The sequence below is a fragment of the Brevundimonas sp. SS2672 genome, assembly GCF_059579685.1.
Map to the genome: position 1 here is coordinate 3036474 of NZ_CM184201.1, position 21566 is coordinate 3058039.

The 21566-nt window shown below is 69.3% G+C and carries 20 protein-coding genes; 7 read left to right on the forward strand and 13 right to left on the reverse strand.

Annotated features, from left to right (window positions below; genetic code table 11):
• The first annotated feature begins 88 nt into the window (after positions 1-88).
• Positions 89-2368, forward strand: a complete 2280-nt coding sequence (locus AC52GN_RS15225) for an NADP-dependent malic enzyme (protein WP_312219667.1) — start codon at positions 89-91, stop codon at positions 2366-2368.
• 56 nt (positions 2369-2424) lie between these two features.
• Here the strand turns inward: AC52GN_RS15225 and AC52GN_RS15230 are convergent, their stop codons facing one another.
• The 10 genes from AC52GN_RS15230 to rdgB form a co-directional block, all read right to left on the reverse strand.
• Complete coding sequence (locus AC52GN_RS15230; protein WP_496527631.1) at positions 2425-4161, reverse strand: AmpG family muropeptide MFS transporter; 1737 nt, start codon at positions 4159-4161, stop codon at positions 2425-2427.
• A 54-nt stretch (positions 4162-4215) separates the two neighbouring features.
• Positions 4216-5775 (reverse strand): response regulator, encoded by a 1560-nt coding sequence (locus tag AC52GN_RS15235; RefSeq protein WP_496527632.1) that lies wholly within the window; start codon positions 5773-5775, stop codon positions 4216-4218.
• Positions 5776-5798: 23 nt separating this feature from the next.
• A complete protein-coding gene (locus AC52GN_RS15240) occupies positions 5799-7409 on the reverse strand; it encodes a YifB family Mg chelatase-like AAA ATPase (protein WP_496527633.1) in 1611 nt (536 codons plus the stop codon).
• A 66-nt stretch (positions 7410-7475) separates the two neighbouring features.
• Complete coding sequence (locus tag AC52GN_RS15245) at positions 7476-8165, reverse strand: hypothetical protein (protein WP_496527634.1); 690 nt, start codon at positions 8163-8165, stop codon at positions 7476-7478.
• Positions 8166-8195: 30 nt separating this feature from the next.
• Positions 8196-9146 carry a glutathione synthase gene (gshB, locus tag AC52GN_RS15250; RefSeq protein WP_496527635.1) on the reverse strand — a complete coding sequence of 317 codons (951 nt, stop codon included), beginning with the start codon at positions 9144-9146 and terminating at the stop codon, positions 8196-8198.
• A gap of 209 nt (positions 9147-9355) precedes the next feature.
• The gene (locus AC52GN_RS15255; protein WP_338577455.1) at positions 9356-10168 is read right to left on the reverse strand and encodes a SirB1 family protein; all 813 of its coding nucleotides are present in this window, start codon (positions 10166-10168) and stop codon (positions 9356-9358) included.
• Positions 10165-10593, reverse strand: a complete 429-nt coding sequence (locus tag AC52GN_RS15260) for a YraN family protein (RefSeq protein ID WP_496527636.1) — start codon at positions 10591-10593, stop codon at positions 10165-10167. Before AC52GN_RS15260 ends, AC52GN_RS15255 begins: the two co-directional genes overlap by 4 nt.
• Positions 10590-11462, reverse strand: a complete 873-nt coding sequence (rsmI, locus tag AC52GN_RS15265; protein WP_496527637.1) for a 16S rRNA (cytidine(1402)-2'-O)-methyltransferase — start codon at positions 11460-11462, stop codon at positions 10590-10592. Before rsmI ends, AC52GN_RS15260 begins: the two co-directional genes overlap by 4 nt.
• Positions 11463-11495: 33 nt before the next feature.
• Positions 11496-12695, reverse strand: a complete 1200-nt coding sequence (gene hemW / locus AC52GN_RS15270) for a radical SAM family heme chaperone HemW (protein ID WP_496527638.1) — start codon at positions 12693-12695, stop codon at positions 11496-11498.
• An 89-nt stretch (positions 12696-12784) separates the two neighbouring features.
• Entirely contained in the window at positions 12785-13387 is a 603-nt protein-coding gene (gene rdgB, locus AC52GN_RS15275; RefSeq protein ID WP_312219960.1) for an RdgB/HAM1 family non-canonical purine NTP pyrophosphatase, read from the reverse strand.
• A gap of 439 nt (positions 13388-13826) precedes the next feature.
• Between rdgB and AC52GN_RS15280 the strand changes: the two genes are divergently transcribed.
• The 3 genes from AC52GN_RS15280 (at position 13827) to AC52GN_RS15290 (ending at position 15316) form a co-directional block, all read left to right on the forward strand.
• Positions 13827-14435 carry a DUF2975 domain-containing protein gene (locus AC52GN_RS15280; RefSeq protein ID WP_291780543.1) on the forward strand — a complete coding sequence of 203 codons (609 nt, stop codon included), beginning with the start codon at positions 13827-13829 and terminating at the stop codon, positions 14433-14435.
• Between the two features lie 24 nt (positions 14436-14459).
• Positions 14460-14693, forward strand: coding sequence for a helix-turn-helix domain-containing protein (locus tag AC52GN_RS15285; protein WP_291780541.1), 234 nt, complete (start codon positions 14460-14462; stop codon positions 14691-14693).
• 80 nt (positions 14694-14773) lie between these two features.
• Positions 14774-15316, forward strand: a complete 543-nt coding sequence (locus tag AC52GN_RS15290; RefSeq protein ID WP_496527639.1) for a Smr/MutS family protein — start codon at positions 14774-14776, stop codon at positions 15314-15316.
• On the opposite strand, the gene ccmB is transcribed toward AC52GN_RS15290, so the two are convergent.
• Both ccmB and ccmA read right to left on the reverse strand, forming a co-directional pair.
• Positions 15313-15978, reverse strand: a complete 666-nt coding sequence (gene ccmB, locus AC52GN_RS15295) for a heme exporter protein CcmB (protein ID WP_496527640.1) — start codon at positions 15976-15978, stop codon at positions 15313-15315. The genes AC52GN_RS15290 and ccmB overlap by 4 nt on opposite strands.
• Positions 15975-16595, reverse strand: coding sequence for a heme ABC exporter ATP-binding protein CcmA (gene ccmA / locus AC52GN_RS15300; protein WP_496527641.1), 621 nt, complete (start codon positions 16593-16595; stop codon positions 15975-15977). Before ccmA ends, ccmB begins: the two co-directional genes overlap by 4 nt.
• A 186-nt stretch (positions 16596-16781) precedes the next feature.
• Here ccmA and acnA point away from each other — a divergent pair, with 186 nt between their 5' ends.
• The 3 genes from acnA to AC52GN_RS15315 all read left to right on the forward strand — a co-directional run bounded on the left by acnA (position 16782) and on the right by AC52GN_RS15315 (position 20605).
• Positions 16782-19487, forward strand: a complete 2706-nt coding sequence (gene acnA, locus AC52GN_RS15305) for an aconitate hydratase AcnA (protein ID WP_496527642.1) — start codon at positions 16782-16784, stop codon at positions 19485-19487.
• Positions 19488-19653: 166 nt separating this feature from the next.
• Positions 19654-20121, forward strand: a complete 468-nt coding sequence (locus AC52GN_RS15310) for an antitoxin Xre/MbcA/ParS toxin-binding domain-containing protein (RefSeq protein WP_291780527.1) — start codon at positions 19654-19656, stop codon at positions 20119-20121.
• A gap of 7 nt (positions 20122-20128) precedes the next feature.
• Entirely contained in the window at positions 20129-20605 is a 477-nt protein-coding gene (locus tag AC52GN_RS15315; RefSeq protein WP_496527643.1) for an RES family NAD+ phosphorylase, read from the forward strand.
• 10 nt (positions 20606-20615) lie between these two features.
• On the opposite strand, the gene AC52GN_RS15320 is transcribed toward AC52GN_RS15315, so the two are convergent.
• On the reverse strand, positions 20616-21509 hold the full coding sequence (locus tag AC52GN_RS15320) for a hydrogen peroxide-inducible genes activator (RefSeq protein WP_269296483.1): 894 nt from the start codon (positions 21507-21509) through the stop codon (positions 20616-20618).
• Positions 21510-21566: the final 57 nt, after the last annotated feature.

Sequence of the window (21566 nt, forward strand, 5' to 3'; positions counted from 1 at the left end):
GCAATCGCCCTTGACCCGGCGTCAGCGGTTGTCGGCGAAGGTCCCACGATCTAGGAACGAAATGCGCCTGCCTCTTCCCGAGATCGAAATGCCCGAATTGACCGATAAACAGACCTTCTCCGACGACGACGCTCTGGAGTTCCACAGCGATCCGACGCCGGGCAAGATCTCTATGGCCCCGACCAAGCCGATGGCGACCCAGCGCGATCTGTCGCTGGCCTATTCGCCGGGCGTGGCCGTGCCGGTCCTGGCCATCGCGGAGGACCCGGACAAGGCCTACGACTACACCTCCAAGGGGAACATGGTCGCCGTCATCTCGAACGGCACCGCCATCCTGGGCCTGGGTCACCTGGGCCACATGGCCTCCAAGCCGGTGATGGAAGGCAAGTCGGTCCTGTTCAAGCGCTTCGCCGACGTCGACAGCTTCGACGTCGAGGTGAAGACCATCGACCCGGACGAGTTCGTCACCGTGGTCAAGAACATCGGCGACACCTGGGGCGGCATCAACCTGGAGGACATCAAGTCCCCTGAGTGCTTCGAGATCGAAGCCCAGCTGCAGGACCTGCTGGACATTCCCGTCTTCCATGACGACCAGCACGGCACGGCCATCATCTCGACCGCCGGCCTGATCAACGCGGCCCACATCGTCGGCAAGAAGCTGGAAGACCTCAAGGTCGTCCTGTCGGGCGCCGGGGCGGCGGGCCTGTCGTCCATCGCCCTGATGAAGGCCGCCGGCGTCAAGGCGGAGAACACGGTCATCTGCGATCGCCAGGGCGTCATCTACAAGGGCCGCGACAACGTCTCCCAATGGCAGGCCGCGCACGCCACCGACACGCCTCTGCGCACCCTGGCCGAGGCCATGGTCGGCGCCGACGTCGTGCTGGGCCTGTCGGCCAAGGGCGCGATCACCAAGGAGATGGTCGCCTCCATGGCGCCCAATCCGATCATCTTCGCCATGGCCAACCCCGACCCGGAAATCACCCCGGAAGACGTCAAGTCGGTCCGTTCGGACGCCATCATGGCGACGGGCCGCTCGGACTATGTCAACCAGATCAACAACGTCCTGGCCTTCCCCTATCTGTTCCGGGGCGCGCTGGACGTGCGCGCACGCCAGATCAACCACGAGATGAAGATCGCCTGCGCCCACGCCCTGGCGGCGCTGGCCCGCGAGGACGTGCCGGACGAGGTCGCCGCCGCCTATCGGGGCCGCAAGCTGAAGTTCGGCCCGGAATACATCATTCCGACCCCGTTCGACCCGCGCCTGATCTGGTACATCCCGCCCTTCATCGCCCAGACGGCGATGGAGACCGGCGTGGCGCGCAAGCCGATCGAGGACATGGACGCCTATCGCATCAGCCTGCGCCAGCGGGTCGATCCGTCGGCCGCCCTGATGCAGAAGATCCAGGCCAGCGTGCGCTCGGGTCCGAAACAGCGCGTCGTCTTCGCCGAGGGCGAGGAGCAGTCGGTCATCCGCGCCGCCTGGGCCTTCAAGCAGGCCGATCTCGGCACGCCCATCCTGGTCGGCCGCGAGGAGCTGATCCGCCAGAACGCCGCCGAGGCCGGCCTGAGCTTCGATGAGCTGGGCATTCAGATCATGAACGCCCGCGTGTCGGACCGAAACGCCGAATACGTCGACTGGCTCTACGCCCGCCTGCAGCGTCGCGGCTATCTGCGTCGCGACGTCCAGCGCATGATCAATCAGGACCGCAACTATTTCGCCGCCGCCATGGTCGCGCGCGGCGAAGCGGACTGCATGGTCACCGGCGTGACCCGCAACTTCAACATGGCGCTGAAGGAAGTCCGCCGCGTCCTCGACGTCACGGACCGCATGATCGGCCTGTCGATCCTGCTGGCCAAGGGGCGCACCCTGTTCGTGGCCGACACCTCGATCCACGAACTGCCCGACGCGGCCGAACTGGCCGAGATCGCAGTCAAGGCCGCCGCCACGGTCAAGACCCTGGGCCGCAAGCCGCGCGTCGCCTTCCTCAGCTATTCGACCTTCGGCGATCCGCCGGGCAACCGCGGCGAGAAGGTGCGCGAAGCCATCCGCATCCTCGACGGCATGGATCTCGATTTCGAATATGAAGGCGAGATGCCGCCGGCCCTGGCGCTCAACTCCGACGCCCGCGCCAACTACCCCTTCATGCGCCTGACCGGCGACGCCAACGTCCTGGTCATGCCGGCCATCCACTCCGCCGCCATCTCGACCCGACTGGTCCAGGCTCTGGGCGGCGCCACGGTGATCGGTCCGCTGCTGGTGGGTCTGGAGAAGTCGGTCCAGATCGTGCCCCTGGGCGCCTCGGTCAGCGAGATCATGACGGCGGCCACCTTCGCCGCCTACGCCGAAGGGGTGGAGGTCGAGGACTGACCGCCGACCCATCGTGACAACGTCTAGAGGCGGCCTTCGGGCCGCCTCTTTGCGTTTCAGGACAGAGCGTCTTCCGAGGCCGCCGCCTTCTTCTGCTCGGCGATCAGGCGCGCATGACGCGGCGCGACGTAGAAGGCCAGAACAATTGCGAACACGCCGATCACTGTCGAATAGAGGAAGAAGGTGACATAGCCCGCCCCCAGTCCGGCGGGCGTGACCCCGCTCTTGGCGGCCCCGATAACAAGGGATTCCGGCGGCAGGGCGTGGAACAGTCCTTTCAGCGCCCCCAGCGGCCCTCCTGCGTCCGCCGCTCGCGCGGACGCCTCGACGATCTTGCCGGACTGGGACGCGATGAGCTTGCCCGGCAGGGCGTACAGCGAACTGAACAGGGCGTACTGGGTCGCCGTGAAACCGATCGACGTCAGACTGGACATATAGGCGATCAAGGCCGTGCCGGCGTATCCGGTGGCCAGGTTGTCCACCCCGATGGCGACGAAGAGGGCGGTTAGATCATGGCCCTGGGTGGCCAGCCAGGCGAAGACCAGGTTCGACACCGGGCTCATGAAGGCGCCGACCACCATGGTGCGGATCAAGCCGAAACGGGCGACCGACCAGCCGCCGATGAAGACGCCTAGCGACATGGCGATCACGCCGAACAGCTTCCGCACCTCGCCGATCTCGATCAGGCTGAACCCCAGGTCGATGTAGAAGGGGTTCATGATGTTCAGCACGAAGTCCGCCAGGCGATAGAGGCAGATCAGCGCCAGGATCGGGCCGGCGAGCCGGCCGAAACGCACGAAGAAGTCCTTCAGCGGCGCGCCGAACGAGCCTGCCAGATAGGCGCCCGGGCGCGTGCGCCAGCCCGGCACCGGCGCGCAGGCGAAGAACAGCAGGCCGAAGCCCAGGACGATCCAGCCGAACTGGATCAGCACGCCGACGCCGCCGCTCTCGACAAGACCCGCTGTCAGAGCGCTCAGGATCTCCTGGGGCAGAATGGCGCCGAAAGCCCAGGCGAAGGCGTCGATCTTATCGGTCAAGCCGGTCCCGATCAGAACCGCCGAGACAAAGATGAGGCCGAGGCGCAGGACCCATTCGGCCTTCTCCGCCACGGGTCGCGAGGGAATGTCGGATACCGGAATGGCGCGCACGACGTGCTGCTTCTCGCGCGGGGCGAGCAGAACGCCCATCACGCCGACGCCCATCAGGGCGGCCATGATCGCGTAGGACAGGTTCCAGTTGTAGAACTGCGCCAAGGCCAGGGGCACGAAGCCCGCGACGATCTGAGCAACCCGGTAGCCCAGCTGATAGGCGGCCGCCATGGCGCCCTGACGGCTATCGTCGACGGCCTCGATGCGCCAGGCGTCGATGGCGATGTCCTGGGTGGCGCCGAAAAAGCCCACCATGACCGCGAAGGCCGCCACGGCGCCGAGGGAGGTCTGTGGATTGGAGCCCGAGATCAACCACAGGCCGGCGATGATGACGACCTGCGTCGCCAGCATCCACGAGCGACGGTGTCCCAGCCAGCGCGTCAGACCCGGAATATTGGTGCGGTCCAACAGGGGCGCCCAGACGAACTTCAACGCATAGGTCAGGGTGGCCAGGGCGAAGAAGCCGATCATCTCCAGCGTCACGCCCGCGTCGCGCAACCAAGCCGACAGGGTGTCATAGATCAGCAGATTGGGCAGACCCGCCGCGAACCCCAGCAGCAGCATGGCCATCGGCCGCCGTTCGCCATAGACGGCGAGCCCCCCCAGGCCTCGGGCGGCCGAAGCGGGCGTCTTGAAATCAGTCATGCATGGCTCCGGCGGAGGCGCCGCCGGGCGATACGGACGACGGACTACTGGCGGTTAGGACGCCGCGACCTTGGCGCGGTTGGCGGCGTTCGTCCAGCGCGCCAGGGCGACGCGCAGGGCGTCCGCCTCCAGCGGCTTGGCCAGGTGATCGTCCATCCCGGCCTCGAGGCAGGCCGCGCGGTCCTCCGCGAAGGCGTTGGCGGTCAGGGCGATGATCGGCGTCTGGTCCCCGCGCGCCCGCAGCGCGCGCGCCGCGCTCGGCCCGTCCAGGCGCGGCATCCGCATGTCCATGAAAACCAGGTCGAAGCGCGCCGCCTTCAGGGAGTCCAGCGCCTCCTGGCCGTCGGCGGCGGTCTGGACCACGCAACCCTCCCGCCGCAGCAGCGTCCTCGCCAGAAGGGCGCCGACCGGATTGTCCTCGACCAACAGGACGCGCACGCCCTTGAAGGCCACATGGGCCACCCGGTCGTCGTCGCCCGGCCGGACCGGCGGCGCGGGCAGGCCCCGGCGCGGCGCGGCCGCCGCTAGGGCGCGCTCGGCCAGGGACGCCCGGCGCAGGGGCTTGATCAGATAGCCGCAGAAACCCGCCGCCCGATAGCGGCTGATCAGATCCCGTTCGGACGGGCGCAGCAGGATGATGGCCTGGCCCTGGCTGGGCCGGACCGCCAGCGCCCCGTCTTCGGCGCCCGCATGATCGACGAGGGTCACCCCGGCCTGGCGCGCGACCCGGCCGCCCGAGGCCTCGATCTGATCGGCGGCCGCACGGCGCACGAAGGGATCCGGCGTGCGGATGGCCACGGCCAGCCCCGCCAGGGGCCGCGCACGCGCTTCAACCTCGTCCGCCACGGGAAACTCGGCCTCGAAACGGAAGCGGGCGCCGACGCCGTCCGGGCGATCCTCGACCACCGCGGTTCCGCCCATGGCGCGCGCCAGCCGCCGCACGACCGCCAGGCCCAGTCCGGCGCCGTCGAACCGGGCGGCGTCGGAGGCGTCGGCGTGGCCGAACTCCTCGAAGATGCGCCCCCGCGCCTCCTCCGGCACGCCGGGGCCGGTGTCGTCGACGATAAAGGCCAGACGCGTGCGCGATCCAAGGCGTTCGCCGATGGGCTCGACCGCCAGGCGGACCCCGCCCCGGTCGGTGAATTCTACGGCGTTTCCCGCCAGGTTGAACAGGATCTGGCGCAGACGGCCCTCGTCGGCGATGACGTCCGGAGCCTCGGCCGCCACCGACCAGACGATCTCCAATCCCTTGTCGTGGGCGCGCGGGCTCAGCAGTTCAGCCACGCCCCGCACCAATCCCTCCAGGTCGACAGGGGCCGGGTCGAACTCCAGCGTCTCGGCTTCGAGTCGGGCGTAATCCAGCAGATCATTGACCAGACCCAGCAGATGCTCCGCCGACTTCTGCGCCGCCTCGGCATAGGCGCGCTGCGCCCCATCCAGACGCGTTCGCGACAGCAGGCCCAACATGCCGATCACCCCGTTCAGGGGCGTGCGCATCTCGTGACTCATCAGCCGCAGGAACTGCTGTTCGGGCGAGCTTCCATCCACGGCGGCGGCGGGCGCGGCCGGGAAAAGCTCGGTCTGCGACGAAGGTTTGCGGCGCGTCTGTCCCATGGCGGCAGCCTAGGGCCGAGGTGTTAATTCCAAACGAACGGCGTTTGTCCCGGCCCTGTCTCGCGAACAGGAAACAGAATCCGCCGGCTGGCCTGACGGTCGAAGTCCTCATGGGCCCCGACCGTGCTGCGCCGGTACATCAAGGCTTCGGCCACATGGCGGCGCAGCACGCCGTCGGCCCCGTCCAGATCGGCGATGGTGCGAGCCAGACGCAGGGTCCGCGTCCAGCCGCGGGCGGTCAGGTCCCCGGCCTCTCCGGCCTTCATCAGCAGGGCGCGCCCCGCCTGATCGGGCGCGGCGAACCGCTCCAGCGCCTCGCCCGATGCGCGGGCGTTGAGGGCCTGCATTCCCGTCAACCCAGCCTCGGCCATGCGATTCTCCTGCATCTGCATGGCGGCGGCCACGCGGGCGGCGGCCTCGGCCGTGCCTTCGGCAGGGGCGGGCAGGATCATGTCGGCGGCCGTCACCGCCGGCGTCTCCACCGTCAGGTCGATGCGGTCGAACATCGGGCCGGAGATGCGGTTCTGATAATCCTTCTGGCAGCGGGGAGCCTTGCCGCAGGCGCCGCGCCCCGGCCCGCCCACGCCGCAACGGCAGGGGTTCATCGCCGCCACCAGCTGGAACCGCGCCGGATAGCGCACATGGGCGTTGGCGCGCGCCACCACGATCTCGCCCGTCTCCAGCGGCTGACGCAGGCTGTCCAGCGCCTGGGGCGAGTATTCGGGCAGTTCATCAAGGAAGAGGACGCCGTTGTGCGCCAGAGAGGCCTCGCCCGGCTTGGCCTTCAGTCCGCCGCCCGTCAGGGCCGCCATGGAGGCTGAATGATGGGGCGCCCGGAACGGCCGCTCGCGTGTCAGGGCCCCGCGCTCGATCAATCCGGCCACCGACCAGACCATCGACGTCTCCAACCGCTCCATCGGCGTCAGCGGCGGCAGCAGGCCCGGCAGGCGCGCCGCCATCATCGACTTGCCCGAACCCGGCGGGCCGACGAACAGCAGGTTGTGCCCGCCCGCGGCGGCGATCTCCAGCGCCCGCTTGGCGCCCTCCTGTCCCTTGACCTCGCGCAGGTCGGGAACGGCGCGGCCCTCGATCACCGGCCCCGGCTGAGGCGGACGCAGCACCTGGGTTCCGCGAAAATGATTGATCAGGCCGATCAGGGAGCGCGGCGCCAACAACCGCGCCTCGCCCGCCCAGGCCGCCTCGGGCCCGTTGGCCTCGGGGCAGATCAGGCCCAGCCCCATGGCGTTCACCGCCATTGCGGCGGGCAGGGTTCCGCCGACCGCCGCGATCTGTCCGTCCAGACCCAGTTCGCCTACCGCCGCCCAGCCGTCCAGGGCGTCCGGCCCGATCACCCCCATGGAGGCCAGCAGGGCCAGGGCGATGGGCAGGTCGAAATGACTGCCTTCCTTGGGCAGATCGGCGGGGGCCAGATTGGCGATCACCTTCTTGGCCGGCAGCGCCAGGCCGATGCCCGCAAAGGCGCCGCGCACCCGTTCACGGCTTTCGGCCACCGCCTTGTCCGGCAGGCCGACGATGGCGAAGGCGCCGGCGGGCGAACCGACCTGCTGCACCTCCACATCGACCCGACGCGCATCGACGCCGTCGAAAGCCACCGTCACCACCCGCGCGACCATGCCGTTCCCTCCCGCAGTCGAGAGAACAAATCACGAACTCATGGCGACTGCAAGAGCGTCGTTCGGTCAGCTCGTCGGCAGGTCGGCTTCCGGCGCGATCGTATGGATCACCTGACCCTCGGCGTTCAGGAACTGGATGGCGCCGAAGCCTTCCTCGGTGACGGTCAGGCGCACGCGCGGCTTGTCGTTCTTGTCGGACAGGGCGACAGCAGGCGTGCCGTCGGGCGCCACTGACAGACGCATACGAGTCGGCGTCTCTACGCCGGGCACTAGGGCCCCGCCCAACTTCGGTTCGCGCACCAGCGGCGGCGCCTGGTTGATGATGAAGCTGACCTCGCCGTCCGGCGCCACGCGCCAACCGATCGCATCCATGGCGGGATGGTCCAGCGCCAGGATGGCCATGCCGCCCTCGACGTCCGCCGTGCCGAAGCCGCCGCGCTCGCTGCCCTTGTCATCATAGAGGATGAGCCCGGCCACGTTGATGGAGCGTCGATACTCGACGCCGTCTATGATCGCCGAAGGGTTGTCGCCCGCCAAGGTCATGCGGATAACGCCATCGGCGTCGACGATGTCGATACGGCGTGCGCTTATGCGCTCATGGTCAGGCGCTTCAACGCGCGTTTCCGGCGTTCGGCTCGTGATAAGCCGCTCCAGCGCTTCGATGGGCGGCCCTTTGGGCGTCTCCTCGGCGACAGTCGGATAGGCGAAAGCCATAGCCAGGGCGGCCAGCGCCCCGGTCCGGATGATGATCGTCATGATTTTCCCTCCCTTAGAGATCGGCCAGGATCAGGCCGCTGCGGACTTTCTTTGCTCGATGACTTCCCACATGCGCTCGGTCGCATCGATCCCGGCGAACTTCAGCAGCTGCTGGGCGCCGGTGGGGGAGGTCACGTTGATCTCGGTCAGATAGTCGCCGATCACGTCAATGCCGACGAAGATCAGGCCGCGTTCCTTCAGATAGGGGCCGATGGCGGCGCAGATCTCCAGATCGCGCGGGGTCAGTTCGACCGGCGCCGCCGTGCCGCCGACGCGCAGGTTGGAGCGCACCTGGTCCTTGGCGGGGATGCGGTTGATGGCGCCGACCGGCTCGCCGTCGACCAGGATGATGCGCTTGTCGCCCGCCGAGACCGCCGGGATGAATTTCTGGATCACCAGAGGATCGCGCGAGGCCTCGGCGTGAATCTCGATCAGGGCCTCCAGGTTGGGATCGTCCGCCTTCAGCCGCACCACCCCCGAACCGGCCGCGCCGTGCAGGGGCTTGAGCACCACATCGCCGTGGCGGCGATGGAAATCGACCAGGGCCTCGGGGTCGGACGACACCAGGGTCGGCGGCTGCAGGCCGGGGAAGAGGGTGGCGATCAGCTTCTCCGGCGCCGAGCGCACCTCGGCCGGGTTGTTGACCACCAGGGTCTGCGGATGCACCCGCTCCAGCAGATAGGTGGCGGTGACATAGGCCATGTCGAAGGGCGGGTCCTGACGCATCAGGATGACGTCGACGTCCTCGGCCAGATCCAGGCGCTGCTCGGGACCGAAGTCGGCGTGGTCGCCCTGCTTGCGCTGCACCGTCACCGGACGGGCGCGGCAGAACAGGCGGCCGTCCTCCAGCGCCAGGGTGCGGAAGTCATAGACCCACAGCTTGTGGCCGCGCGCCTGCCCGGTCAGGGCCATCAGGAAGGTGGTGTCCGACTCGACGTTGACCGCCTCGAGCGGGTCCATCTGGATGGCGACCTTGAGCATGGGAGTCCTTCTTTGTGGCGCTATCGCTCGCGCCGCGGGCGCTCGCTGTTTGAGCTGGTTTTTAGTCGCTATCGCTCACGCCGCGAGCGCTCGCTGCTTGAGCTGGTTTTAGTGGCGCTGACGTTCGCCCGCAGGCGCGCGCTGCTTGAACGTCGAAACGCCGTTAGTGCCTACTTGAGGCTCGGACCTGCCCGCCGCAAGGCCGCGCTTCAGTTCAACCGCATCCGCACCCGGTCCAGGCGGGCGTCGCAGGCGGCGATCGGCTCGCCCAGGGTGCGGGCGCGCGACAGGGCCTGCATGGCGCCGGTCAGGGCGCCCTGCTTCTCGCGGGCGGCGGCCACGTCCAGCCACGGGCGGTGATCCTCGGGGTCCAGCAGGGCGCGGCGCAGGGCCGAACGTTCGGCCCCTTCGTAGTCGCGGGCCTGAAGAGCGCGAGTGAACAGGATGTTCTGCAGGCGGATCAAGGTCTGGCGCTCGCTGACCGGCGCCATCAACAGGTCGAGCCGGTCGGCCACGTGCGGCGTGAGCCCCGCCAGCAGGGCTCGGCGCGTCAGCTCCGACGGCAGGACCAGCCGCCCTTGGCTGAACGGGTCCAGCGCCACCGGCCCCTCGGGCGTCTCGACCCGCAGCAGGACGTGGCCCGGAAAATCGACCGGCGCCGCCGTCAGCCCGGCTCGCCGCGCCGCATCCAGATAGAAGATAACCAGAACCGCCGACAGGCCGCGCCGCCGTTCGGCCACGTCGATGACGTCGGTGTTGGCCGGATGGTCGTAGTTCAGCAGGTCGCCGTTCAACCGCAGGTCGCCGGCCAGGGCCTCGGTCAGGGCATCGTCGGGGCTTTCATTGGCCGCGCGCTCCTTGAGCCGTTGGGCGGCGTGATCGGCCAGAATGCGCACCCCGTCGGCGTCGCGGAACGGATAGTCGTGGATGGCGCAGGCGATGGCGCAATCCAGCAGGGGAAAGGCCTCGTCCGGCCCCTGTCCCGCCTGCGCCAGCACCGCTTCTGCTTCCTCGCGCGTCAAGACCGGTCCGCTCCCGTGGAGATCACGCCGCGAAGATGACGCGGAAAGCGTCCGGGGGCCAGCGCCACCATGTCGATTCTCAGGTCCAGACCCGCCAGGGCCGGCCGTCCGCGCGCCGCCGCCTCGGCCGCGCGGATCAGGCGCTGGTGCTGATCCGCCCCCAGGGCCAGCGTCGCGGCCTCGAGCGTCGCACGGCGCTTGACCTCAACAGCGGCCAGAACGCGCCCGCGCCGCGCCAGGATGTCGATCTCGCCGCCCCGACCTCTCAGGCGGAAGGCCAGCACCTGATAGCCCTTGAGCATCAGCCACAGGGCCGCGATCCATTCGGCGTCATGCCCCTGGCGATGCGACCGTCCGCCCAGCTGTCGGCGCCAGCCGGCCTTGGGCTTCCTCGGCGGCGGATGCGGCCGCAGGGCCGGGCTCACCGGCCCTTCAGCTCCAGCGCGCGCTTGTAAAGCGGCTTCCTGGGCAGGTTCAGCGCCTTGGACACCTCGGCCGCCGCCTCGCCGGGCGGCAGGCGGGTCAGAGCCTCGGACAGGGCGGCGTCGGCGTCGGCGGCGCTGGCCGTCTCGGCCTCGCCGGGGCCGACTACCACCACGATTTCGCCCTTGGGCGCCTCCAGACGCGGGTCGGCGGCGAGTTCAGCCAGATCACCCCGCACGCATTCCTCATAGAGCTTGGTCAGTTCGCGGGCGACGGCGGCGGGGCGCGGCCCCAGCACCTGCGCCATATCGGTCAGGCTGTCCCTCAGGCGCGGCCCGCTCTCGAAGAAGACCAGGGTCTGGCGACCGGGCCGCAATTCCTCCAGCGCCGTGCGGCGCGCCGCCGACTTGGGCGGCAGGAAGCCCGCGAACAGCACCCGGTCGGCGGGCAGGCCGGCGATGCACAAGGCCGCCAGCAGGCTGGACGGGCCGGGCACAGGATGGATCGGCAGGCCCTCGGCTGCCGCCGCGCGCGCCACCACATAGCCGGGATCGGACACCAGGGGCGTGCCCGCGTCGGACACCAGGGCCACCACCTCGCCCGCCTTCAGCCGCTCGAGCGCGATCTCGGCCGCGCGGGCCGAGGCGTGGTCGTCGCAGCGCTCAAGCCTGGCCTTCAGCCCATAGGCGGTCAGCAGCTTGGCCGTCACCCGCGTGTCCTCGGCCAGCACCAGATCGGCCGCCGCCAGCACGTCCAGCGCCCTCAACGTCATGTCGCGCAGATTTCCGATCGGCGTCGCCACCAGATAGAGGCCCGGCGAAACGGGGCGCGCGGGCGGGGCGGTCGGCGGAAAAAGCGGAGCGTCTGACATCGGCCGGACCCTGCCAGTCCGGCGCGGCGCGGTCTAGGTCAGCAGGGTCTTGAGCACGGCGTCCAGCAGCGGTCGCCCCGTCACCGTGGCGGCGATGCGGTCGTTCTTCAGACTGACGAAGCCGTCCGCCAGCAAATCGGCCAGCCGCCCCTCGCCCGCCGACAGGCCCAACCGCTGCAGCAGGGTCAGGGACACGCCCTCTACGGTGCGCAAGCCCAGAAGAACGCGCTCCTCGTCAGCGTCGCGCGGGTCGAAAACCTCGCGCTCGGCCCAAGGCGATCCGGCGGCGACGCCCTGCACATAATCCCCGATGCGGCGCTGGGCGACGGTGGCGACCCGACCCTCGGCCAGGGTCATCCGCCCGTGGGCGCCGGGGCCGAGGCCGAGGTAATCCCCGCCGCGCCAGACATGCAGATTGTGGCTGGAGCGCGCGGCGACGTCCTGGGCGTGGTTGGACACTTCATAGGCCTCGAACCCGGCCGCCTCGAGCGTCGCCTGCGTCGCTTCATAGAGTTCAGCGGCCAGGTCCTCGTCGGGCGGTGACCAGGCCCCGCGCGCCACGGCCCGACCGAACGCCGTCGTCCCCTCTATCGTCAGCTGATAGGGGGAGACGTGCTCGAACCCCAGATCAAGCGCTGTCGCCAGTTCCGCGGTCCAGTCGGCGACGCTCTGACCCGGCCGGGCGTAGATCAGGTCGATCGACAGGCGCGGAAAGACGCGGCCCGCCAGGCCGATGGCGCGACGCGCCTCGGCGGCCGAATGATCGCGGCCGAGGAATTCGAGCGCCGCGTCGTCGAACGACTGCACCCCCATGGACAGGCGGTTGATCCCGGCCTGCGCCAGGGCGGCGTAGCGCCCGGCCTCGGCGTCGGTCGGATTGGCCTCCAGACTGATCTCGATATCGCCCGTCGGCGGGAACAGGGCGCGCGCGCGCTCGACCACCGCCGCCACGGCCTCGGGCGGCATCAGGGAGGGCGTGCCGCCGCCGAAGAAGATGGAGGCCAGGGCGCGCGGCCCGACCAGGGCCGCCTGGGCCTCCAGGTCGTTCAGGATCGCCCGCGCCAGCCCGGCCTGTTCCTCGACCCGGCCTCGGTCCCGCACGACGTTGAAGTCGCAATAGGGGCAGATGCGCGCGCAATAGGGCCAGTGGACATAGAGGGCGACGGCGCCCTTCTCCCCTCGGGGGAGAAGGTGGGCGGCGGAGCCGCTCGGATGAGGGGGCGGGTTGAGCATGGGGGCCTTCGTAGAATCTGGAGCCGACAGCCCCCTCATCCGTCTGCCTTCGGCAGCCGCCTTCTCCCACAAGGGGAGAAGGACCACGATCAATCCATCAGCGCCGCCTTGAGTTTGTCGAAGGCCCGGCCGCGATGGCTGACGGCGTCCTTTTCGGCGGCGTCCATCTCGGCGAATGTCTTGTCCGAGCCCTCGGGCTGGAAGACGGGATCGTAACCATGACCGCCGTCGCCGCGCGGCGGGAAGACCAGCTGGCCGTCCACCCGACCCTCGACCACCACGCAGGGACCGTCCGGCCAGGCCACCGCCAGGGCCGAGGTGAACCAGGCCGACCGATCGCGCGAACCGGTTTCCTCCAGCCGCTCCTCGACCTTCTTCATGGCCAGGGCGAAATCCTTGTCCGGTCCCGCCCAGCGCGCGGAATAGATCCCCGGCGCCCCGTCCAGCGCAGCTGCCGACAGACCGGAATCGTCGGCCAGGGCGACCTCTCCCGAAACCTGGGCCGCATGGCGCGCCTTGAGCATGGCGTTGCCGGCGAAGGTGCTCTCCGTTTCCTCCGGCTCGGGCAGATTCAGCTCTCCCGCCGTGACGATCCGGTAATGTCCATCCAGCAGCGCTTCGATCTCGCGCGCCTTGCCCGGATTGTGGGTGGCGGCGACGAGCCGCATCCCCTTGATCAGCTTGAGATTCATGACGCGACCTTACTCCCGTCGGATCCATTGCGAAATGGTAACATCGTTAAACGATATGTAAGTTGGCTTTCTGTAGGGCATGACCTATCTTCATTCTCAAGAACGGAGGCCGCACCGTTCAAGCGAGAGAAACATCTCGCAACAATGACCCAGCGGCACAACAAATATGCACAAAAAACGTGCATTGACGGAGAGACTGATATGCAAGCCATGCGAAAGACCAACCTTATGGACCGTCTGGCCCACAGCCTGGGCAACGCCTTCCTGCTGGCCGCCCTGCCGGTCGCGGCGATCGCCCTGATCATCCAGGGTTTCTGATCCTGCGGGATCGGAGGGGGACTTTGACGATCGCCATGAACGCCGCAAAGAATAGAGCCGCGCGCGGGTCGGCCGGACCCGCCGCGGCGACGGCGCCTCCCTTCCCGGCCTGAGACGCCCGATGACGCGCTTGCGGAAACCGAACCGGCTGCCCGCCCAGACCCCGCTTCGCGCCTCCTCCCTGCGGACGCCGAACCTGAGAACCATCGGTCCCGGCTCCGTCGCCAGCCTGCTGAAGATCGCGCTGGACGCCGCCTATGTGGTGATGATCCTCGTCACCGGCCTGCTGCTCCTTCTGTGGGTCGCCTCCATCTTCATCCCGATCGACAATCTGAACGTGACCGTCTCGGACGGCGCCGACGGCCGCGAGATGCCTCTGACGCGTCCGCTGCTGCTGTTCGCCCTGGGCGCCCTGACCGCCTATTTCGGCGGCTTCCTGATCATCCTGCGCCATCTGCGCAAGATCTTCCGCACCTTGACCCTTGGCGATCCGTTCCAGCCCGACAATGTGCGCCGCCTGCGCCATGTGGGCCTGATCCTGGCCGTCGTGACCGGGGGCGTCTGGGTGGTGCAGGGGCTGGTCGCCTCGCGTCTGGCGCCGGGCGTCATGGAGCCGCAGGGGATCAGCGACCTGCTCACCCCCGTCTTTTCCGTCCTGGTCGTCTTCGTCCTGGCCGAGGTCTTCCGCGAAGGCGCGCGCCTTCGCCGCGAATCCGAACTGACGATCTGAACGAGAAACGCTAAAGCTCAACCCATGGCCATCCGCGTCCAGCTCGACCGCATCCTCGCCCAGCGCCGCATGTCGCTGACGGAACTCGCCGACCGCGTCGGCGTGACCGTCGCCAACCTGTCCATCCTCAAGACGGGCAAGGCGCGCGCCGTGCGCTTCACCACCCTGGACGCCCTGTGTCGCGAGCTGGACTGCCAGCCCGGCGATCTGCTGGCCCATGAGCCCGGCCCGTCGGCCGCCTTCGACGACGAGGACTGAGCGTGGCCCGTCCCCCTTCCGGAAAGGGGCCGAAAGCCGCATCCGCGACAACCGATGACGATAGGCGCATCTGGGGCAGGGTGACCGCCACGGTGACGCCGCCCGCCCATCGCAAGGCCGCCCGCGTGACGCCCGGCGCCGTTCTGCCCGAAGCCGATGAGGCGCTCGCTCTCACGGCGCCGCCTCAACGCGGCGCGGCGGGCAAGAAGCGCGCGACGGCCCTGACCCCCGCCTCGGCCGGGCGCGTCGCCGCATCGCCCCAGCTCTCGCCAAAGACCGTCGCGCCCCGTCCTCGCTCCGCGCCGGAAGAATTGGAGCCGCGCCGCCAGCGCCGCCTGTCGCGCGAGCGCGATCCGATCGAAGCGCGCATCGACCTGCACGGCTTCGGTCGCTTCGAAGCCGAAGACCAGCTGCGCGGCTTCCTGATCGGCTGCCAGATGCGCGGCCTGCGCTCGGTTCTGGTCATCACCGGCCAGGGCCGACGCGGCGGCGGGATCATCCGCGCCTCGGTGCATGAATGGCTGACCGGGCCGCACCTGCGCGGCGTCGTCTCGGGCTTCGCCCCCGCCCACCGCCGCCACGGCGGCGACGGGGCGCTTTATGTGACGCTGAAGGGGCGCTAACCCTGCGCGTTCCGAACCGCCGCCGCCCCGGCTATGGGCGCGATCACCAGGGCGAACAGGACATAGGCGCCCAGCAGGGCCAGCGCTGAGGCCGGGCTCTGACCGTTGGCGGCGCGGGTCAGGGCGCCGGCGCCGAACACCACCGGCGGTATGAACAGCGGCAGCACCACCACGGCGATCAGCAGGCCGCCGCGCCGCGCGCCGAGCGCCAGGGCCGCGCCCAGCGCGCCGGTGAAGGCGAAGCCCAGTCCGCCCAGCGCCGCCGAGGCGCCCGTCAGGCCGATCAGTTCCGGCGGCTGACCCAGGGCCAGGGCCGCAAGCGGGGCGGCCAGCGCCAGGGGCAGCCCCGTCGCCAGCCATTGGGCCAGGGCCTTGATCCCGACCACCGCCTCCAGCGGCAGGGGACCGGTCGCCAGCAGATCCAGCGCCCCGTCCTCCAGATCCCGCTCGAGCATCCGCTCCAGCGACAGCAGGGAGGCGAGCGCCAGCGCCATCCAGCTGGCCCCCGAGGCCGCAGGAGCCAGGACCCGCGGATCGCCGCCCGCCGCCAGCGGCAGGATGGCCGTCAGGCACAACAGGAAGCCGCAAGCCAGCAACGGCCCGCCGCCGCCGCCCCAGGCCAGCGACAGCTCGCGCGCGAACAGGGCGCGGACAGCCTTCACCGAACGCCTCCCAGATCCAGCGACCGCGCCGGGACGGGCAGGGGGTCATGCACCGCCGCCAGGATCATGCCGCCGCCCGCCAGATGCTCGGCCATCAGCTCGGCGGCGACGCTGCGCCAGGCCTCGTCGAGCGGCGCCAGCGGTTCGTCCAGCAGCCACAGGGCGCGCGGGGCCGCGACCAGACGCGCCAGCGACAGACGCCGCCTCTGCCCCGCCGACAGCTTGCGCGTCTCCAAGTCGAGCAGGGGCGAAAGTTTCAAACGGGCGACCGCCGCATCGAGGGCGACGGTCGAACCGCCCAGCCACTCGATCTGAAAGCCTAGCTCCTGTCGCGCGGTGCGCTGCGGCTTCAAACCCTCGTGATGGCCCAGCAGATGCAGCGCCGAGCGGCGCGCCGTCTCCGCCTCGGTCATGCCGGTCGCGTCGTGAAAAACCACCGCCCCGGCGTCCGGCCGGATGAAGCCCCCCACGGCGCGCAGCAGGCTGGTCTTGCCCGCCCCGTTGGCCCCTGTCAGGGCCGCCGCCTCGCCCGCCGCCAGGGCGAAGGACAGGCCAGCGAACAGACGCCGCTCTCCACGCGACAGGGTCAGGCCCTCGATGTCGAGCCGGGTCAGCACTTGCGAGTCTCTCTCAATGTCCACGTCACGGGTGTGGATACATGGACGGCCCTCGCGCGCGGGACTATATGCGCAAGCGCCGCAGCAGGCTTTCGCCGCGCGCGCCGGGGACCTGTGCGCCCCGACGTCCAGCGCGCGAAGGCGCAACCGAATTGTCGGGCGGCGTTTGTCAGAGGACTCTTCTCCATGCCGTCGATTGACAGCCTCAAGACCCGCCAGGACCTCGCGGTCGGGCGCAAGAAATACGCCTATTACAGCCTTCCCGCCGCCGAGGAAGCCGGTCTGGCCGGGATTTCCCGCCTGCCGCGCTCGATGAAGGTGCTGCTCGAGAACCTGCTGCGCAACGAAGACGGCGTCTCCGTCACCGAGGACGACCTGAAGGCCGTCGCCGCCTGGATCGAGAACAAGGGCGCCGTCGAGCACGAAATCGCCTTCCGTCCGGCCCGCGTGCTGATGCAGGACTTCACCGGCGTTCCGGCCGTCGTCGACCTGGCCGCCATGCGCGACGCGATGGACAAGCTCGGCGCCGACGCCAAGAAGATCAACCCGCTGGTCCCGGTCGACCTGGTCATCGACCACTCGGTCATGGTCGACCACTTCGGCAACGCCCAGGCCTTCGGCCAGAACGTCGAGCGCGAGTATGAGCGCAACATCGAGCGCTACAACTTCCTGCGCTGGGGCTCGTCGGCCTTCAACAACTTCCGCGTCGTACCGCCCGGCACCGGCATCTGCCACCAGGTGAACCTCGAAAACCTGGCCCAGACCGTCTGGACCGCCGAGGAAGGCAAGAAGACCGTCGCCTATCCGGACACCGTGGTCGGCACCGATTCCCACACCACCATGATCAACGGCCTGGCCGTTCTGGGCTGGGGCGTCGGCGGCATCGAGGCCGAGGCCGCCATGCTGGGCCAGCCGATCCCGATGCTGATCCCCGAAGTCATCGGCTTCAAGCTGACCGGCAAGCTGCCGGAAGGCGCGACGGCCACCGACCTGGTGCTGACCGTCACCCAGATGCTGCGCAAGAAGGGCGTGGTCGGCAAGTTCGTGGAATTCTTCGGTCCCGCCATCGCCGGCATGACCATCGAGGACCAGGCCACCATCGCCAACATGGCCCCGGAATACGGCGCCACCTGCGGCTTCTTCCCGGTGTCTCAGGCCACCATCGACTATCTGACCGCCACCGGCCGTGAAAAGCCGCGCGTCGCCCTGGTCGAAGCCTACGCCAAGGCGCAGGGCCTGTGGATCGACGAGACCTCGGAAGATCCGATCTTCACCGACGTTCTGGAGCTGGACATCTCGACGGTCGTGCCGTCGCTGGCCGGTCCCAAGCGCCCGCAGGACCGCGTCGAACTGACCACCGCCGCCCCGGCCTTCGAGACCGCCCTGGCCGACGTCTTCTCGCGCCCGACCGACGCCGCCCGCGTCGCCGTCGAGGGTGAGAAATTCGACCTGGGCGACGGCGACGTCGTCATCGCCGCCATCACCTCGTGCACCAACACCTCCAACCCGAGCGTGCTGATCGCCGCCGGCCTGGTGGCGCGCAAGGCCCACGCCCTCGGCCTGAAGCCCAAGCCGTGGGTCAAGACCTCCCTGGCCCCCGGTTCGCAGGTCGTCACCGACTATCTGACCGACGCCGGTCTGCAGAAGGACCTGGACGCCCTGGGCTTCAACCTGGTCGGCTACGGCTGCACCACCTGCATCGGCAACTCGGGCCCGCTGGACCCGGCGGTCTCCAAGTCGATCAACGACAACGGAATCGTCGCCGCCTCGGTCCTGTCGGGCAACCGCAACTTCGAAGGGCGCGTGAACCCCGACGTCCAGGCCAACTACCTGGCCTCGCCGCCGCTGGTGGTCGCCTACGCCCTGGCCGGTTCGATGCGCATCGACATCACCAAGGAGCCGATCGGCCAGGACAAGAAGGGCAATGACGTCTTCCTGAAGGACGTGTGGCCGACCTCGCAGGAGATCGCCGCCATCCAGAAGAAGTCGGTCACGCCCAAGATGTTCGCCAAGCGCTACGCCGACGTCTTCAAGGGCGACGAGCACTGGCAGGCGATCGCCGTCACCGGCGGTCAGACCTATGAGTGGGAAGACACCTCGACCTACGTCCAGAACCCGCCCTACTTCGAGGGCCTGACCATGGAGCCCGCTCCGGTCACGGACATCGTCGAGGCGCGCATCCTGGGCATCTTCGGCGACTCGATCACCACCGACCACATCAGCCCGGCCGGTTCGATCAAGAAGGCCTCGCCCGCCGGTCAGTACCTGACCAACCACGGCGTCGACGCCCTGGACTTCAACAGCTACGGCGCCCGCCGCGGCAACCACGAAGTCATGATGCGCGGCACCTTCGCCAACATCCGCATCCGCAACCGCATCACCCCCGACATCGAGGGCGGCGTCACCAAACACTTCCCCTCGGAAGAGACGATGTCGATCTACGACGCGGCCATGCGTTACCAGTCGGAAGGCCGTCCGCTGGTCGTCTTCGCCGGCAAGGAATACGGCACCGGCTCGTCGCGCGACTGGGCGGCCAAGGGCACCCGCCTGCTGGGCGTGCGCGCCGTCATCGCCGAGAGCTATGAGCGCATCCACCGCTCGAACCTGGTCGGCATGGGCGTCGTCCCGCTGCAGTTCAAGGAAGACGGCTGGCAGAAGCTGGGCCTGACGGGCGAGGAGATCGTCACCATCCGCGGCCTGACCGACGCCAACATCGGCAAGCTGAAGCCGCGTCAGGACCTGTGGGTCGAGCTGTTCCGTCCGTCGGACGGCAAGATGGCCCGCTTCCCGGTCCGCTGCCGCATCGATAACCAGACCGAGCTGGACTACTTCAAGGCCGGCGGCGTCATGCCCTACGTCCTGCGCAACCTGGCGCGCGGCGACGAGAAGTAGGAGGGTCTCAAGCAGCGCGAAAGCGCGTTAGACCAACCAGAATGAAGGCCGGCGGAGCGATCCGCCGGCCTTTTTTCTTGGACGCCAGGATGAGCAGGAGAAGCGAAGCTCTTGCCGCCTCACCGTTTGACGCCCATATTGTCGTCATATGACGAAAGCCGCCGCCATGACCGCCCTCGACCTCTACGCCTCGCCCGAGACCCTGCCCGCCAGCGACGCGGCGCGGATCGGCAAGCTGCTGGGCCTGAACGACAATGAGGCGCTGGACGACGTGGCCCTGGCTGAACGCGTGTCCCAGGGGCTGAAGCCCGCCGCCGCCGCCGCCCTGGGCCAGGTCATCGGCATGCCGCGAGTGGTCGGCCAGATCATTCCGGAGGCCACGCTGCGGCGCGCCCGCACCAGCCGCAAGCCCCTGTCGCGCGAGATGAGCGAGCGTCTGTACGAGGTCGGCCGCGTGGTCGACGCCGTAGGCCGCGCCTATCGCGGCGACAGCGCCGCCGTGGTCCGCTTCCTGAACCGCCCGCACCAGCTGCTGAACGGCCGCACGCCGCTGGCCATGGCCCAATCCAGTTCAGCGGGAGCCGAGGCGGTGATCAATCTGGTGCGCCGCGCCGACGCCGGCTTCGCGGTCTAGGTCCGGCATGCACCGTCGGCTGGACGACGCGCTCAAGGGATTCCGCATCGGCGATCCGCGCGGGGAGCACCCGATCTGGAGCGACGGCGGCTCGCGCCGGGCCTCGGGCCGGTGGCACGAGGCGGGTCAGAGGGTGATCTACGCCGCCGAACACTATTCCACCGCCATGCTGGAGAAGCTGGTCCACTTCGGCGGCGAGCTGCCGCTGGGCCAGCACCATGTGGAGATCCACATTCCGGCGGGCGTCTCCTACGAGGTCGTCAACCCGGACCTGATTCCCGGCTGGGCCGAGCCGGGCGGGGCGGCGGCCCGCGCCTTCGGCCGCGTCTGGCACGCGGAAGGCCGCTCGGCCCTGTTGATCACGCCCTCGGTCGTGGCGCGGATGGAGCGCAACTTCGTCTTCAACACCGCCCATCCCGACTTCGCCCGCATCAAGCCGGGGCTGGAGACTCCGGTCTGGTGGGACAGCCGCCTATTCGGCTGATCCGGCTCGCTCAGTCCAGCTTCAACGCCTCGGCCAGCAGGCGCGCCTCGGCGGCGCGACTAGATCCCGCCCGCCAGGCGACGACGATCTCGCGGCGCGGGGCGTCTTCGGAAATAGGCCGCACCACCACCCCGGGATGATCGGCCAGACCCGCCCGCACCGCCATCTGCGGCAGGAAGCTGACCCCAAGGCCCGAGGAGACCATCTGCACCAGAGTCGGCAGGGTGGTGGCGGCGAAGACGTCCTCGCCGCGCGGCGCGTCGATCTTGACTGCGGCCAGGGCCTGGTCGCGCAGGCAGTGGCCATCTTCGAGCAGGATCAGGTCCTCAGCCTTCAGAGCCCCTTCGGGGATCGGCCCGGACCCCGCCAGGGCGTGACCGGCCGGCGCCGCCGCTAGGATCTCATCGTCGCCGATGCGGGCGTGATCGATGCCCGGCGCGTCATAGGGCAGGGCGATGACGGCGGCGTCCAGCTGACCCGCTTTCAGCCCGGCGATCAGGCGCGGCGTCAGATCCTCGCGCAGGAACAGCCGCAGGCCGGGATAGAGATCCCGCACGCCCGGCAGGGCCTGAGGCAGCAGGAACGGGGCCACCGTGGGAATGATGCCCAGGCGGAACCGGCCCGACAGGGGCTTGCCCGCGTTCTGGGCGGCCTCGACCAGATCCTCGGCGCGGGCCAGAACATCCTCGGCCCGCCGCACCGCCTCGGCGCCGACGGCCGTCAGGATCACCGCCCCGCGCGTCCGTTCGACCACGGCGGCGCCCAGCACCCGTTCCAGCTCCTGCACCCCGGACGACAGGGCGGGCTGGCTGACGTGAGCGGCCTCGGCCGCGCGGCTGAAGGAGCCGTGCTCGGCCAGAAGTTTCAGATACTGGAGCTGACGCAGGGTCGGCAGAACGGACATGTTTCGCGCATTCGAGAGAGGAGGCGACATAGGCGCCGCCTATGTCTGATGCAGACG

Coding starts and splice junctions, on each gene's coding strand:
- AC52GN_RS15225 (WP_312219667.1), top strand. CDS start 89: ATGCCCGAATTGACCGATAAACAGACCTTCTCCGACGACGACGCTCTG.
- AC52GN_RS15230 (WP_496527631.1), bottom strand. CDS start 4,161: ATGACTGATTTCAAGACGCCCGCTTCGGCCGCCCGAGGCCTGGGGGGG.
- AC52GN_RS15235 (WP_496527632.1), bottom strand. CDS start 5,775: ATGGGACAGACGCGCCGCAAACCTTCGTCGCAGACCGAGCTTTTCCCG.
- AC52GN_RS15240 (WP_496527633.1), bottom strand. CDS start 7,409: ATGGTCGCGCGGGTGGTGACGGTGGCTTTCGACGGCGTCGATGCGCGT.
- AC52GN_RS15245 (WP_496527634.1), bottom strand. CDS start 8,165: ATGACGATCATCATCCGGACCGGGGCGCTGGCCGCCCTGGCTATGGCT.
- gshB (WP_496527635.1), bottom strand. CDS start 9,146: ATGCTCAAGGTCGCCATCCAGATGGACCCGCTCGAGGCGGTCAACGTC.
- rsmI (WP_496527637.1), bottom strand. CDS start 11,462: ATGTCAGACGCTCCGCTTTTTCCGCCGACCGCCCCGCCCGCGCGCCCC.
- hemW (WP_496527638.1), bottom strand. CDS start 12,695: ATGCTCAACCCGCCCCCTCATCCGAGCGGCTCCGCCGCCCACCTTCTC.
- rdgB (WP_312219960.1), bottom strand. CDS start 13,387: ATGAATCTCAAGCTGATCAAGGGGATGCGGCTCGTCGCCGCCACCCAC.
- AC52GN_RS15280 (WP_291780543.1), top strand. CDS start 13,827: ATGACGCGCTTGCGGAAACCGAACCGGCTGCCCGCCCAGACCCCGCTT.
- AC52GN_RS15285 (WP_291780541.1), top strand. CDS start 14,460: ATGGCCATCCGCGTCCAGCTCGACCGCATCCTCGCCCAGCGCCGCATG.
- acnA (WP_496527642.1), top strand. CDS start 16,782: ATGCCGTCGATTGACAGCCTCAAGACCCGCCAGGACCTCGCGGTCGGG.
- AC52GN_RS15310 (WP_291780527.1), top strand. CDS start 19,654: ATGACCGCCCTCGACCTCTACGCCTCGCCCGAGACCCTGCCCGCCAGC.
- AC52GN_RS15315 (WP_496527643.1), top strand. CDS start 20,129: ATGCACCGTCGGCTGGACGACGCGCTCAAGGGATTCCGCATCGGCGAT.
- AC52GN_RS15320 (WP_269296483.1), bottom strand. CDS start 21,509: ATGTCCGTTCTGCCGACCCTGCGTCAGCTCCAGTATCTGAAACTTCTG.